A 14445-nucleotide genomic window follows, 5' to 3' on the forward strand; every position below is an offset into this window, starting at 1 on the left:
CAATTAAAAGAGACTTTGTGATGAAAACAAACGTAGCCCCTTGGATCTTTACGGCCAGTTGCCCGAGTATTATCGGCACGGTGGATGTGGTCACACGGTACATGGCGGAAGCTGGAAACTACATTGATGAAATTCATTCCTTTGATGATAGAGAGTCAGGTCGTTTTTTTATTCGTATTGAGTTTTTGCCACCGCAGGAGAACTTTAGCGAGCAAGCGTTTGCGGAAGAGTTTGCTCAGCGTGCCGCGCAATTCAATATGGAATGGGCGTTGACGGCGCCTGATCACAAGCCCAAAGTGGCCATCATGGTGTCGAAATACGATCATTGTTTGAACGACTTGTTGTATCGTTTTCGTACTGGTCAATTAAACATCGATGTGACGGTGATCATTTCTAACCACCCTGATTTGGAAGACTTAGCCAAATGGCACGGCATTCCTTATTACCACTTGCCGATTACTCATGAAACCAAGTTGGAACAAGAAGCCAAAGTGCGTGAACTGGTCGAACAATATGAAACAGAACTGGTGGTACTGGCGCGTTACATGCAGGTTTTATCACCCAGTATGTGTGAGTACCTAGATGGTCGAGCGATCAATATTCACCACTCATTATTGCCCGGTTTTAAAGGCGCACGTCCTTATCACCAAGCGTGGGAGAAGGGCGTGAAAATGGTCGGTGCGACTGCTCACTATGTGAACAATGACTTGGACGAAGGGCCGATCATTTCGCAAGGCATTCAAACCGTGAACCATGCCCATTATCCGGAAGATTTGATCGCCAAAGGCCAAGACATCGAAAGAGTGACCTTGTTTCACGCAGTGAAATACCATGTTGAGAAACGCGTGTTTTTAAATGATAAACGCACCGTTGTGTTGGGCGGATAAACCTCAGTGTGATTATTTACTGGCTAGAAAACAGCAAACCCAAAAAGGGAAGCATCAAGCTTCCCTTTTTAACGGCGTTTGACATGGGTTTACAGTTTAGTATGCAATCCACATTCACGACCCGCTTGCGCTTTGGTCGGATCAAAGTAGTGATCAGGCGTTGGTAAGTCGTGCTCTGCGAGATACGCTTGCATGTCTGCTTCTTTCCAATGTAAAACAGGCGCCACCTTGATGACGCCATTCGGGCCCATTTCAATGACCTTCATGTCTTTACGGAACTCGGTTTGCTCACTGCGTACTGCGGTTAGCCAGATGTCTGGGGCCTGTTCTGCCATGGCGCGGCGGAACGGCTCCAATTTGAATTGCTCAGTAAACTCAACATGGGCTTCGTCATCGACACTAGGAATACCACCCAATGCCGCATCACGACGTGCCGCACTGACTTTTGGTGTGTACACTTCTAAGTTCAGCTCTAATTTACCGATGATGTCTTCCGCGACCTTGTAAGTATCACGCACGTTGTAGCCAGAATCGATCCAGATAACCGGAATGTCCGCTTTCACTTGCTTTGCCATGTGCAAAATAACCGCTTCGTGAGGGCCAAAGTTGGTCGTCACAATTGGTTTTTGCGCGTTTTTCATTGCCCATTCAATGATGGCTTGTGGCGTAGCGCCTTCGAGTTCGGCATTGGCTTTGTCTAAATCAATCACAATTCTGCTCCTAAAATGAATACATGCATACTAAAAGTTTGTATGGGCAAACACAAACCACAAAAGGGCTAAAGATCAAAAATCCCAAGACGGAATTGGCATAAGAAAATTCGAATAGCTTTTAAAAAAACGGGCCAGATATTGCGCTCGATCAATAAATCCCCCTCAGCAGTTTTTATAGGGGGGGGAGTTGGGTATACTAACCGCCCTCATTCAACTCGTTGCGAAGTACAAAAAGATGACAAAAACCAGTTTCAGCTTAGACCTGGCCGCAGAATTGAAGGCCATTGTGGGAAGCCAGTATACCTTAACGGATGAAGACAAAAAGCAACCTTATTGCCAAGGTATGCGCTTAGGCAGTGGTAAAGCTTATGCAGTGGTACGACCTGGCTCGCTGGTAGAAATCTGGAAAGTACTGCAAGCCTGTGTCAAAGCCGATGTGATTGTCATCATGCAAGCCGCCAATACCGGCTTAACCGGCGGCTCAACACCAAGCGGCAACGATTACGATCGCCCGATTGTCATTATCAGCACCATGCGCATCGACGACATTCAGTTAATCGATCAGGGTAAGCAAATCATTGGTTTTGCGGGCAGCACCTTGTTTGGTCTAGAAGACACTCTCAAACCTTATGGTCGTGAGCCGCATTCTGTTATTGGTTCTTCTTGTATTGGTGCGTCCATTGTGGGTGGCATCTGTAACAACTCGGGTGGTGCCTTGGTACAACGTGGTCCTGCTTACACTGAATTGTCTCTCTTCGCACAAGTAACAGAAGAGGGCGAGCTGCAACTGGTCAATAATCTTGGCATTGAATTGGGGACAGAACCGGAAGAAATCTTGTCCAGCCTTGAGAACAAAACGTACCAAGAAGCCGACGTCCAATTTCCTGACAAGCGCGCCTCAGACAATGAATACCATGAGCGTATTCGTGATGTAGACGCAGACACGCCGTCACGTTTTAATGCTGATAAGCGCCGTTTATATGAGTCATCTGGTTGTGCGGGTAAATTGGCCGTATTCGCGGTGCGTATTGATACCTTCCCAATCCCAGAAAAACATAGTGTGTTTTACATAGGCACCAATGATCCAGCCGTAATGGAAAAAATGCGCCGTGACATGTTGTCGACCTTTGATAACTTGCCTGTGTCTGGTGAATACCTGCACAGCAGCAGTTATGACATCAGTAAAAAATACGGTAAAGACAGTTATTTGGTGATCGACAAATTGGGCACCAAGTACATTCCGAAAATGTTTGCGATCAAACGCACTGTGGATCGTTGGGCCGGTAAATTTAAATTTCTACCCAGTAAGCTTTCTGACCGTATCATGCAGTACATGAGTCAGATCTGGCCAAATCACTTACCTAAGCGTATGGAAGATTTCCGCGAAAAATACGAGCACCATTGGATCGTAGAAACCGCAAACGCTGGGGTAGACGAAGCGCAAGCTTACTTGCAGGAATTCTTCAAAAACAACGAAGGCGACTACTTCGAATGTACTGAGCGGGAAGCAGATCAAGCGATCTTGCATCGTTTCGTAACCGGTGGTGCTTTGACACGTTACCACATTATGAATGGTAAAGACCTAGGTTCCATCATGACCATTGATGTGGCTTTTCCTCGTAATGAAGAAGATTGGTTTGAAGTCTTACCACCGGAAATCGACGATAAGATTGCCGTGAAAATGTATTACGGTCACTTCTTCTGTCACGTCATGCACCAAAACTACATAATGAAAAAAGGCGTTGACGGAAAAGCGGTGAAACAGCAGATCTTGTCCAGCTACGATGCCCGTGGTGCCGAATACCCAGCCGAGCATAACGTGGGTCATGAATACATTGCCAAGCAATCATTACGTGATTTCTACAAGCAGAATGACCCAACCAACAGCTTTAACCCAGGCATAGGCGGCACCAGCAAACTAAAGCATTGGCAAAATGCGCATGACGATCACACTGGCTGTGGTTGCAAATAACGGCTGAGACGCCATCTTTACTAAAAAGCCGTTCAGTTGAACGGCTTTTTTTATGGAATAGTTAACCGACGCTTTATTCGGTTAGCGTTTCTTAAGCGTAATGGCGTTTTCAGGGCAGGCGGAAACACATAATCCACATCCTTCACAAGCATCTATGTTTGGCATAAAAGCTTGTTGCCAACCATGGACCATGCCTTTTAATTTTCCGACTAAAGACAGTGTTGATCGCTCTGACTTAGGCAATATATCCATAATGAAAACGTCTTTAGGGCAAACTACTTCACAGTCCGCTTTGCCTTCGCATTTATTACGGTTAATGACGGGCACAATGACACCGGCTTCGTGCTTGCAAATCTTGTTTTGCTGAGACGTTTGATCATTCATAATGCTGTCCTCAGGTTTATCTGGTTTCACAAATCTATGTCATGCGTTAGATCAACGAGAATGCTGTCAACGTCCTGTCTACAAAGCAACTAACGCCACAAGAATCCCGCAATCCGCTTGCCAAATAACAGCCCTGCATAAATTTTTTCAGCATGCTTGGTTGTGTCCATCGCGGCCCCAAAACAGACATGCATTGGCAGTAAATGATCTTCTCTTCGATGACAATCTCGTGCCGCTGGGGCAGACGCCCAATTCACTAAACGTTGCGTCGCTTTTTGAGACGGGGTATGAACCAATGTTTCGGTTAACCAATCATCAAATTGTGCGCTGTGTTCATAGCTGCCATCTCGTTCGTGGAATGACATGCCTGAGCCAAGGATTAGGACGCCTTGTTCACGTAATGAGGCAATGGCTTGCCCTAATGCAATATGTTTCGCAGGGTCCAGAGAGCGCAATAGCGACAATTGCACAACGGGAATATTGGCCTTCGGATACATCAGCATTAGTGGTACGAAAGTACCATGATCATAGCCACGGTTTTCATCCAAAACACAATCGATTTTGTGTTCGTTGAGTAACCTTGCAATCTGTTGAGCCAGAGGTGGGTTTCCTGCAGCCGAATACTGGTACTGATAGCACTCTTTTGGAAACCCCATGTAATCGTAGAGCATTTGAGGGTTGGGTGAAGAAGAGATCGCCGCGACGTGACTTTCCCAGTGGCCACTAATCATTAAAATGGCTTTGGGTGTTGGAAGTTCGGTAGAGATATTTTTTAAAAAACCGATTAAATCCCTATGTCCTGGTTCGCCTAAAAGGGGCATAGGACCACCGCCATGAGGTACGTATAAAACAGGCATTAATTTAATGGGTTGATTAATATCCGTCATGAGAACACCTACATAGGTTGGGATATTTAAAGATGATTAGCCAATAAAAGACGGTCTATAAGACCGTCTTTTATTGAGGAAAGGTCTGCTGTTAAGACAATTGATCGCTTTGCTTGTTAGCAAATAAGATACTGTCTTTCTTGTGAGCAAAGAAAATAATGATCGAGAAGATGAACAGCGCAGCAGCAAATGGGAAGCCTTGTGGCTCGAAATTAAGATGGAAGTACATCGCACCCACCATAATGATCGCCAAGCCCGCAGCGGCCAATGAGCTGAGACGTTTAATAAAGATGCCGATTGCACCAGCGATTTCACAGACACCAATAAAGTAACCCATAGCAACAGGCAGCCCTAGTAGTTCAAAAGACTTGTGCATCATAGGTACACCCATTAATTTGCCAGCACCACCCGCTAAAAAACCGACTGCGGTTAGTATCATAACAGCCCATAATCCATACTTTTTAAATTTAGTCATAAGTCACCTTTTACTCTTTGTTAGTTGATTTTGGTTAGTATAGAGAATGCCTAATTAATTAAAATTGATTGTATTTCATTAAGATCATAACTTATTGTTATACTGTTTTGAGACGTTACGGGTCATCGTCGCGCTTGCCATCGAACAATAATGGAGAGTCATTCATGACATTAGAACAATTAAAAATGTTAAAAGCCGTGATCCAAGAGGGGTCAATACAAGGTGCTAGTAATCGACTTTTTAAAACGCAACCAGCCATCAGTAAAGGCTTGCAGCAGTTAGAATCGGCCCTTGGCATTTCATTGTTGGATCGATCTGGGTATAAGTTAAAACTCACTCAACAGGGAGAGCTGATCTATCAAAAAGCCCTGCTGGTGCTCGATCAGGGTGATCAGCTGAGTCAAATGGCGAATCACTTCAAAACAGGTTACGAAGCAAAGGTCGTGATAGCGGTGGATGCCATGTTTGATTTAGAAAGGCTGGCGCCCATCTTTGATAGCATTCAAAAGGCGTTTCCTCTAACGCAGATTATTTTAAAGCAAGAATTCATCACGGGCGGGATTGATGCCGTAGTGAATGAGAGAGCGGAGCTCGCTATCTCGGCATCGGAAGCCAGCTTTTTAGAGGGCTTTAAATTAGTGACGAAACACATATGCACACAAAGCATCATTAATGTTGCGGCCCCTAAAATGTTAGCAAGGCATCCACAATTAACCGATTCTTCTCATTTGAGAGACGAATATCAGATTGTTGTGCAGGACTCAGGGAGTTTGACTAAAAATGTCGAATTAGATGTGCAAAAAGGCCAAAGAAAATGGTACGTGAATGATTTCTACAGTAAGCGTACCTTGTGTTTAAGTGGTATCGGCTGGGGACGCTTGCCATACTTTATGGTGAAAGACGATATTAAAAATGGCAAGTTGGTTCCCATCGAACTTGCCGATACCAAAACACAGATTGAAGTAAGAAGTTATGTAATGAAAGTAAAAGGGCAGGTCCTAGGGCCCGTTGCCAATGAGTTATGGCATTTAATTAGTAAATTAGAAATCAGTTTAGAAACAGACTAAAACGCATTCAAAAGCAGTCACGACATTTGAGCAACGAGAGAGCGAAACCATGTCAAATTACGATAAGTTAACGTCACACTACCAAACACTCAGCCACTTTCATCATGCTCAAGCTATGCTTGGATGGGATGCGGCCGCGAACATGCCATCGGGCGGTAGCGAAGCGCGTTCCAACGCCATGGCTGAGCTATCGGTGCATATACATCGCTTATCGACGCAACCTCAGCTAGAAGACTGGTTTGGTTACGCCGAGCAAGAAACCTTAAACACTGAACAACAAGCCAGCCTACGTGAAATGAAACGCCAGTGGCAGCAAGCGACCATCCTTCCAGAAGACTTGGTGCAAGCGCAATCCATAGCGGGTTCGAAATGTGAACATGCGTGGCGCGCCCAGCGTCAAGAAAACGATTGGTCGGGCTTCGAGAAGAATTGGCAAGACGTGGTCGCCTTGTCTCGCGAAGAGGCAAACATACGTGGCGAAGTACTCGGGCTAACGCCTTATGATGCCATGCTCGATAAATTCGAACCGGGCACCACAAGCGCATCGCTTAACACCTTATTTAGTGACGTGAAAACTTGGCTGCCAGAACTGATTGAAACTGTATTGGAGAAGCAACAATCTGAATCCATCATCATGCCATCTGGCACTTTCTCCACCGCGACCCAAAAAGCCCTCGGCTTAGAAGTCATGAAATTGCTGAAATTCGACTTTGAGCGTGGGCGACTAGACCAGAGCGTTCACCCATTTTGTGGCGGCGTGCCATCCGATGTACGCATTACCACACGGTACGATGAGCAAGACTTTGTACAAGCCTTGATGGGCATCGTTCATGAAACTGGCCACGCCCGCTACGAACAAGGCTTACCGAAAGCCTTTGCTGGCTTGCCCGTTGGCGAAGCGCGTTCTATGGGCATTCATGAGTCTCAATCGCTGTTTTTTGAAATGCAGATTGGTCGTAGCAAGCCGTTTATCTCTCACTTGTCTCGACTGTCAGCCGACGCTTTTAACGCCCATCAAGACCCCGTATTTGCCGAAGACAACCTCTACAAAATCTACACCCAAGTAGAGAAAGGTTTTATCCGTGTAGACGCAGACGAGCTTACCTATCCTGCTCACGTGATACTGCGTTATGAAATAGAGCGAGACCTCATCAACGGCGTCATCGAACACACCGATGTACCCGCATTGTGGGACGAGAAGATGAAAGCCAGCCTGGGCCTTTCAACCAAAGACAATTACAAAAATGGCTGCATGCAAGACATCCATTGGACAGACGGTGCCTTCGGCTACTTCCCAAGCTACACACTTGGCGCTATGTATGCCGCGCAATTTAAAACGGTTATGGCGCAAAAGGTAGACATCAACTCCGCCATTCAAAGCGGCGACCTCAGCCCCATCTTCCAATGGCTCAGCGACAACATCTGGTCACAAGCCTCACTGCACAGCACCGATGAACTGGTCAAACGCGCCACGGGTGAGACGCTCAATGCGGCGCATTTTAGAAAGCATTTAGAAGAGCGGTATTTGTAGTAAATTCCGCTTATTCTTGACCCGAATTATTTCGGGTTCCTTTGATTGGCTTTGGTTGAGGAGCTTTTTTCCGTTTCTTAATTCCGGGAAAGGCTGAGCGGGTAACTTCTTTTTTTGAATTTAAGAGTAGCGCCACAAAAGTAACCAAAAAATCGCTTTAATCCTTTCGCGCAATCAGGATCCCGGATCGCGTCGAACTGACAACAGTTGAGTTGCTCATTACCTCTTTTTTCGTTTAAAAGCATTTCAGCCAAACCAAATCTCTTGTTCCTTCCCCTTTTCAAGGGGAAGGTTAGGATGGGGTTAGTCCAGCAACCTCAAATTCACTGTTCCTTAGGCTATTCTGGATTCCTCGGATTGGCTTTGGTTGGAGAACATTTTTCCGCTCTGCTGAGCGGGTAACTTTTGCCAAACGATGCAAAACTCTTTATTTAAAAGAACGCAAAAAATCTTTTTCAGAATCATAAGGGCTCATTGCTTTCGGATGTTGCCAATGTCTGCACAGGGTTGAATATTGTAAGGTGTTGAGCTGTTATTATGGTCGGAGAAAGGTCTTCGGTTACTGACTTAGGAAGACCATAAGGTCGCGCAATCCGGATCGCGTCGAACTGACAACAGTTGAGTTGCTCATTACCTCTTTTTTCGTTTAAAAGCATTTCAGCCAAACCAAATCTCTTGTTCCTTCCCCTTTTCAAGGGGAAGGCTAGGATGGGGTTAGTCCAGCAACCTCACACAAACTCAGAGTAAACCACCAAGTGTAGGTCTGATAAGCACAGCGCAATCAGACAATTGCGAACTTCAAACAACGGAATGAATCCTAGTTTAAAAATTGTAATTCTTATTGGAAAACCCCAAAATACTGCTTTAACATGAATTAAACGTAAGGGATGTATAGATAAAAAGAAAAGGATATTACCTGCCTGATTTAGCTTCACATTCCAATAAATAAAGCACATTCCGATTTCTGTTCGAGCAAAGAGTGATAACAATGTAGATACGACCGTGACTTGGAAATTCTGGAACTAACATCGTTTCGTAGAAAACGCCAAAATGATTAGAACCAAGTCAGCGCTTTTATTCGTTGGAATAGCATCAGAGATAAAGCTTAAAAGGTTTACAAAAAATCCGAATTGATGGCTGCAAAACTACTCTTGTTAGATCTTGATTTTGCTTGCAAAAATCGGTGCGTCCATAGATGTTAGGTGAAAACACCATGAGAATAAGTCTACTTTTAATAGCTCTAATTTCTGTAAGCTCAAATGCATGTATTGTTGGGCCTAGGACCATTTCTGACCCGAAAGAAATTGAATTTTATTTGGTTTCTGGTCAGGATTCCTTTTGTGATGGCTGCGACATGTTTGGTGCCGGGGCTGTTCCTGTGTATCAAGATCAACCTTTTTCACATGCTCTACTATCCGTATACAAGTCTTCAGAATTAGTATCAAAGTCATTGATATCTTCGAGTAGCTCATCTCAAATGATAGAGTTTTCGGCGATTATCAGTAACGCATCTGATGTGGAGTATGAACTTATTTTAGAGTACGGCACCGGGCGATGTACGTCCTTCAAGTACATTTACAGCTCGGCGAAAAAGTCACATAACAAATCAAGCAAGAAGGACGCCGCAAGCGGCGACCTTGTTTAGCATGCTGGAACCCTAAATCATCCAATGGTTTATCCAGTAACTTGTTGTACAAAAAGGCGAGAGCATTCAACGCAGACTTTTGGGTATTAATAGCAACATGGTGTTCAACAGCCAGAAACGATAAAAACGCTCTTACTTCTTCCGCGCCCATGTTTTGAGGATGTTGTAGCTTATGAAATCGAATGAAATATTTGATCCAATAAAGGTATGATTTTTCTGTTTTTAAGCTATAGCCGCGAAGGCGTAACTCATGTCGAATAAAATTAAGAAACGGACTGGATGACATCACACACTCCTTGTGAATAATTGCCAGTAAGCTGTATGAATATACAGTTTGTTTTTTGGGTTGCCAATTTTTGGCGCGCTTTGCCTAAAAGCTAATCATAGTATTGCGCGTTTGCGCTGGAAGAAAAATAAAAAGTCTTTTAGTATCAATGGATAGGGATATCCTCAGCAAAAATAACGCGCTTTGGATAAATGAAATAACGCGCATGCTCATTTTTCCAGATTTGGATTTTGTTAATAGCTTTATAAAAGCTTTAATTTTCAGTTGCTTATAAAGGTATTGTCGAAATGTTGAAATTGTCTAAACGCGCATGCGCACTATTAAAATAATGAAATGGACACCCCCTTCTATACTGAGTAGGTCAGTTTAAAAAGAGAACATCATGGATACGATTCATGCAATTGGTATTGATTTAGCCAAGTCAGTTTTTCAGATATGCGCTTTTAATCGAGCTGAAAAAAAACTGTTTAATAAAATGCTACGCCGCAATCAACTTCTTCGTTTCTTAAGCAATATAGAGCCATGTTTGATTGGAATGGAGGCGTGCGGTAGCTCCCATTACTGGGCGAGAGAGATAAGGAAATTAGGTCATACTGTGAAGTTGATGCCTCCACAATATGTAAAGCCCTATGTTAAAACGAATAAGAATGATGCAGCAGATGCCGAAGCCATTTGTGAAGCGGTTAGCCGACCAAATATGCGTTTTGTGTCTGTTAAAAGTGAAGAGCAGCAAGCTTTGCTTTTACTTCATCGAGAACGAGATGGTGTTATACGAGACCGAACGGCTTTAATTAATCGAATTAGGGCAAGTTTGCAGGAATTTGGTGTCAGTATCCCAGCAGGAAGGTTTCGCTTACAGATATGGTTTAGAGAAGATTTTGCTTTAGTAGAAGATTGTCTGCCTACGATGTTGTGTAATCATATTAAGGCGATGCAATCTAGATTAATGGATTTAGAAAAATACCTAGGTGGCCTAGATACACAAATTGATAGAGCAAGCCAAGAAAGTCGCCAATGTCAGGCTATTAGAGAAATTCCAGGTGTTGGTCGATTAACCTCATCAGCGTTAGTGGCAAGTATTGGTGATGCGAGAGAATTTAATTCTGGTCGTCAACTATCTGCTTGGTTGGGTTTGGTACCGAGTCAATACTCAAGCGGAGGGAAGTCACTATTACTAGGCATTAGTAAGCGAGGCGATTCGTATTTAAGGCGAATGTTTATTCATGGTGCTAGGGCGGTCATAAGACATATTAAACCGGGAAAGCCTTATTATGAGTGGATTACAAACCTGTTAAACAGAATGCATAAAAATAAAGTCATCGTGGCATTAGCCAACAAATTGGTAAGAGTTGTTTGGGCGATACTTGCACGAGATCAAAAATATCAGGCTCAAACAATCTAAATTTTAAAGAGTGATACACCAAGTTTTGCTTAGTAAAAAAGAGTGATGACAAGATAGGTAAGACCGTGACTTGGAAATTCTGGGACTAACATCGTTTCGTTGAAAACGTCAAAATGATTAGAACCAAGTCAGCGGAGTTCATCAGGGATAAAAGCATCGATTGCTTTATAAAAAATCCGAATAGATGGCTGCAAAACGCTTCTTGTTAGATCTTGATTTTGCTTGCAAAAATCGGGGTGTCCATAGATGTTAGGCATCTTCGGAGAACTCAATTGAACCCTAATGAACAATATTTCAATATGGCTATGTGTTATATAGAAATAGGAAAAATAACATCAAAAAAAAATTGGATATGGGATCGTCTTCCAAAGTGGTTCCCAATTGGTAAAGTTACACCATTCTCTGACGTTGAAGATTATCAGAATGCCAATGCTTATCAGTTATTCCATGCAATTGAACTTTATTTGAAATACGCAATTTTGAATAAGGAAGGTAAGTGCTGGGGGCATGATGTTACGAATCTTTATGACAAGTATACAGAACTATATACGTCCGAAGACTTTCACTTTGAACATCCTTTTGATTTTTCTAATTATGAAGCAATCCCTGAAAACATTGGGGAAAAAGAACTAGCGGAAGCCCATATGGCTAATTTCAAAACATCAATAATGGATCAGCATTTAAGATACCCAAGTGACAATAAAACAGGTGGTTATAGCTTCAGTTTATCAAGTTGCTACTTTAAGGAAATAGAGCAAAAGTTCATGGAGTTGCATTCAAAAATCAACAATGCCTAACAAGCGCTTCAAAACGGAACAAAAATAGCGGGCTATGTTTCGTTCCTCAACAAATTTTAGCCCACTATTTTAGTCCGCTTAAGCGGGCGTTAGGCACCCAATAAAATGGAGAAGTTGTGAGTATTAAGAAGTTTATAATTTATGTGGTTGAGTTTTTGCTTTCGCCAACTTACTTTTTTGCAGATTATAAAAAATCTAAAAGTATGGACTCTAAACAAGATGTTGGCCTTTTGATTAAGAAATTCAATATCATCTATTTGTTAATAGCCACATTAATTGCGCTTGGTTTATATTTTTACCCTCCAACTCAGATATATAAAAAGGGGCTCGAAGAACCTTTTATTTGGGTTGCAGGGTTTATCATTTGGTTTTATCCATTATCCCGAGCAAACGAAATAATTTATGCATTCTATCGTGATGCAATAGAAAAATTAAATGGAGAGCAAAGTCGTAGCAAACTGAAGTATGGAGAAAGAATTCAGCTAGCAGTGAAAAGCTATATTGAACTTATTATAAACTTTGCAAGTATTTATATGTTACTACCTCCATCTTATTTTGGTGACAAAATAACTTCATATATTGAGGCTCTTTATTTTAGCGGCGTTACAATCACGACCCTGGGATATGGAGATATTTCACCAACACATGGATTTGCTCAATTTTTATCTATCTATCAGGTACTTTGTGGTTTCACTCTCATAGTTGTTAGTTTTGCTGTGTACACTGGTCGTAGTATTGAAGTTAATTCAGATAGTGGTGCCTAACAAGGCCATCAAGTCGGATTCGTAACAGTTGGCTCGGTTTCGCTTCGCTACACAGTTTAGCCAACTATTACTCACCGCTTATGGCGGCGTTAAAGCCAAAAGGAGATCTAGTGCACGAAGAAATAACATTGCTTGTAAATGCCATTGATGGATTAAGGCAAGAGCCTAATTATTTCAAAGACTATGCCTTTCCAATTGCAAGTGCTTTCTTTTCTTCCATTCTTGGTGCAGGAATAGCCTACCTAACTCTCAGGCATCAAGAAGGCATTCAAATTGAAAAAGATAAGATGGATGCGGCGAATAAATGGATTCTTTCTGCTGAAGAAGCACGGGCAACTCTTCTAGCTATCAAAGGCAATTATCACGGTGAGCTAAATGAGAACCCACTCCAACGATTAGCCGCGATACCAAGCATTTTGTTTCATGAAAGCCCGATAGCTGAAGGCTATCAAGATCTTTCATTTGTGGTGCCATCTAGCGAAGAAGATGGAGAGAGCTATCACAAATGGAGTCAGATACCACGCATTAGATCAATGGTTAGCAATTACAACTATATCCTTAAGCTCTGGAAGCAAAGAAACGGAATCAATCAGCAATTTAAAGAGCAGCTATTAAAGCACCACGGTGACAAAGCGTATGCCACCCTATCACTCGACGATACAGTAGCTGCTGTTGGGCAAGCGAATGTTGTAATTCTAATTGATTTGACAGAAAGGCTAATAAAACTAACGGATGACTTAATCGTCGAGTTTGATGACTTTCTTTCTGAGTTCCCTGGATATGCAAAAACGAAGATTCAGGTAAAGCGTTTAAAAAGATATGGGTCGATCATGACCTACTCAAATAATGGAAACCAGAAGCTACTCGATTTGCTAGCAAAGTCGCCTGAGGTCGACTTTAAGCCATTTGAGCCTTTATTTGGTGAGTCATCAGAAAACATTAAAAATAGGCATGTAACAGGCTATGAAGAATAGCTTTAACAAAGCCAGCCAGAGGGACCAAAAAACCGCCGCTTCGCTCTGGTTTTTCGGCCCCTGCTGCGGGCGTTAGCAATCAAGGAGGATGCAGTGTCAAATGCCAATCATCAGTTTTTAAATATGGCACTTGCTTATATTGAAATAGGGAAAGTATCAGCTGAATCTGAATTAAAAAACACATCTGAATATGAAAATGCTATCGCATATCAGCTATTTCACTCAGTTGAACTTTTTTATAAGCATATGCTTTCAAAGAAAGGCGTAACTAAAAATATCCATGTTATTGCTGATCTTGAAGTAGAATACAAAAAATATTTTGTTGAAGAAAAATATCAACTTGAACATCCTTTTGACTTTTCCAATTATGAACCAAGTGAATTGAATCAAGGTGAGGCTTATTTGAATAAGGCTCACATGGAAAAGTTTAAGCCTAAGTTAATGGATCAGCACTTGAGGTACCCTAGTAACCATAACACTGGTGGCTACTCGTATAAGTTTGAACCTTGCTATTTCGATGGTATGAAAGAACAAATGCTGAAAATTAGTGCAATTGATTGCTAACAAGCTGTTCAAGTGGGACAGCTAACAGTTGGCTCGGTTTCGCTTCGTTACACATTTTAGCCAACAATTATCAGCCCCTTAACAGGGCGTTAGCTGC

Annotated in this window: 14 protein-coding genes; 9 read left to right on the plus strand and 5 right to left on the minus strand. The window is 42.6% G+C overall.

Annotation, left to right across the window (positions count from 1 at the left end):
* Positions 1-20: 20 nt before the first annotated feature.
* The gene (gene purU, locus OA79_RS04070) at positions 21-887 is read left to right on the plus strand and encodes a formyltetrahydrofolate deformylase (RefSeq protein ID WP_063331991.1); all 867 of its coding nucleotides are present in this window, start codon (positions 21-23) and stop codon (positions 885-887) included.
* Between the two features lie 89 nt (positions 888-976).
* On the opposite strand, the gene OA79_RS04075 is transcribed toward purU, so the two are convergent.
* Positions 977-1597 (minus strand): phosphoadenosine phosphosulfate reductase domain-containing protein, encoded by a 621-nt coding sequence (locus OA79_RS04075; protein WP_063331931.1) that lies wholly within the window; start codon positions 1595-1597, stop codon positions 977-979.
* A 238-nt stretch (positions 1598-1835) separates the two neighbouring features.
* Here OA79_RS04075 and dld point away from each other — a divergent pair, with 238 nt between their 5' ends.
* Positions 1836-3572 (plus strand): D-lactate dehydrogenase, encoded by a 1737-nt coding sequence (gene dld, locus OA79_RS04080; protein ID WP_063331992.1) that lies wholly within the window; start codon positions 1836-1838, stop codon positions 3570-3572.
* Positions 3573-3653: 81 nt separating this feature from the next.
* On the opposite strand, the gene OA79_RS04085 is transcribed toward dld, so the two are convergent.
* The 3 genes from OA79_RS04085 to OA79_RS04095 all read right to left on the minus strand — a co-directional run bounded on the left by OA79_RS04085 (position 3654) and on the right by OA79_RS04095 (position 5318).
* On the minus strand, positions 3654-3956 hold the full coding sequence (locus tag OA79_RS04085; RefSeq protein WP_063331932.1) for a 4Fe-4S dicluster domain-containing protein: 303 nt from the start codon (positions 3954-3956) through the stop codon (positions 3654-3656).
* Between the two features lie 89 nt (positions 3957-4045).
* Positions 4046-4843: a DODA-type extradiol aromatic ring-opening family dioxygenase gene (locus tag OA79_RS04090; RefSeq protein WP_063331933.1), complete on the minus strand. Its 798-nt coding sequence runs from the start codon at positions 4841-4843 to the stop codon at positions 4046-4048.
* A 91-nt stretch (positions 4844-4934) separates the two neighbouring features.
* Positions 4935-5318 (minus strand): DoxX family protein, encoded by a 384-nt coding sequence (locus OA79_RS04095; RefSeq protein WP_063331934.1) that lies wholly within the window; start codon positions 5316-5318, stop codon positions 4935-4937.
* 164 nt (positions 5319-5482) lie between these two features.
* On the opposite strand from OA79_RS04095, the gene OA79_RS04100 reads away from it, so the two are divergent.
* Positions 5483-6385 carry a LysR family transcriptional regulator gene (locus tag OA79_RS04100; RefSeq protein ID WP_063331935.1) on the plus strand — a complete coding sequence of 301 codons (903 nt, stop codon included), beginning with the start codon at positions 5483-5485 and terminating at the stop codon, positions 6383-6385.
* A 49-nt stretch (positions 6386-6434) separates the two neighbouring features.
* Complete coding sequence (locus tag OA79_RS04105; RefSeq protein WP_063331936.1) at positions 6435-7916, plus strand: carboxypeptidase M32; 1482 nt, start codon at positions 6435-6437, stop codon at positions 7914-7916.
* A 1565-nt stretch (positions 7917-9481) separates the two neighbouring features.
* Here OA79_RS04105 and OA79_RS04110 read toward each other — a convergent pair.
* Positions 9482-9847, minus strand: a complete 366-nt coding sequence (locus tag OA79_RS04110) for a site-specific integrase (protein WP_269447814.1) — start codon at positions 9845-9847, stop codon at positions 9482-9484.
* Between the two features lie 382 nt (positions 9848-10229).
* On the opposite strand from OA79_RS04110, the gene OA79_RS04115 reads away from it, so the two are divergent.
* From OA79_RS04115 to OA79_RS04135, 5 genes are all read left to right on the plus strand, one after another.
* Complete coding sequence (locus OA79_RS04115; RefSeq protein WP_063331937.1) at positions 10230-11249, plus strand: IS110 family transposase; 1020 nt, start codon at positions 10230-10232, stop codon at positions 11247-11249.
* Between the two features lie 272 nt (positions 11250-11521).
* Positions 11522-12046, plus strand: a complete 525-nt coding sequence (locus OA79_RS04120; RefSeq protein ID WP_063331938.1) for a hypothetical protein — start codon at positions 11522-11524, stop codon at positions 12044-12046.
* 116 nt (positions 12047-12162) lie between these two features.
* Positions 12163-12810, plus strand: a complete 648-nt coding sequence (locus OA79_RS04125) for a potassium channel family protein (protein ID WP_063331939.1) — start codon at positions 12163-12165, stop codon at positions 12808-12810.
* A gap of 110 nt (positions 12811-12920) precedes the next feature.
* A complete protein-coding gene (locus OA79_RS04130) occupies positions 12921-13784 on the plus strand; it encodes a hypothetical protein (RefSeq protein ID WP_063331940.1) in 864 nt (287 codons plus the stop codon).
* Positions 13785-13877: 93 nt separating this feature from the next.
* On the plus strand, positions 13878-14348 hold the full coding sequence (locus OA79_RS04135) for a hypothetical protein (RefSeq protein WP_063331941.1): 471 nt from the start codon (positions 13878-13880) through the stop codon (positions 14346-14348).
* Positions 14349-14445 lie beyond the last annotated feature (97 nt).

It is taken from the genome of Marinomonas sp. TW1 (assembly GCF_001625355.1).
Classification (GTDB): Bacteria; Pseudomonadota; Gammaproteobacteria; order Pseudomonadales; family Marinomonadaceae; genus Marinomonas.

Bases quoted from the DNA above. Each gene is read 5' to 3' on its own strand.
- OA79_RS04105 (WP_063331936.1), top strand. From the start codon at position 6,435: ATGTCAAATTACGATAAGTTAACGTCACACTACCAAACACTCAGCCAC.
- OA79_RS04115 (WP_063331937.1), top strand. From the start codon at position 10,230: ATGGATACGATTCATGCAATTGGTATTGATTTAGCCAAGTCAGTTTTT.
- dld (WP_063331992.1), top strand. From the start codon at position 1,836: ATGACAAAAACCAGTTTCAGCTTAGACCTGGCCGCAGAATTGAAGGCC.
- OA79_RS04110 (WP_269447814.1), bottom strand. From the start codon at position 9,847: ATGTCATCCAGTCCGTTTCTTAATTTTATTCGACATGAGTTACGCCTT.
- OA79_RS04095 (WP_063331934.1), bottom strand. From the start codon at position 5,318: ATGACTAAATTTAAAAAGTATGGATTATGGGCTGTTATGATACTAACC.
- OA79_RS04100 (WP_063331935.1), top strand. From the start codon at position 5,483: ATGACATTAGAACAATTAAAAATGTTAAAAGCCGTGATCCAAGAGGGG.
- OA79_RS04085 (WP_063331932.1), bottom strand. From the start codon at position 3,956: ATGAATGATCAAACGTCTCAGCAAAACAAGATTTGCAAGCACGAAGCC.
- OA79_RS04090 (WP_063331933.1), bottom strand. From the start codon at position 4,843: ATGACGGATATTAATCAACCCATTAAATTAATGCCTGTTTTATACGTA.
- purU (WP_063331991.1), top strand. From the start codon at position 21: ATGAAAACAAACGTAGCCCCTTGGATCTTTACGGCCAGTTGCCCGAGT.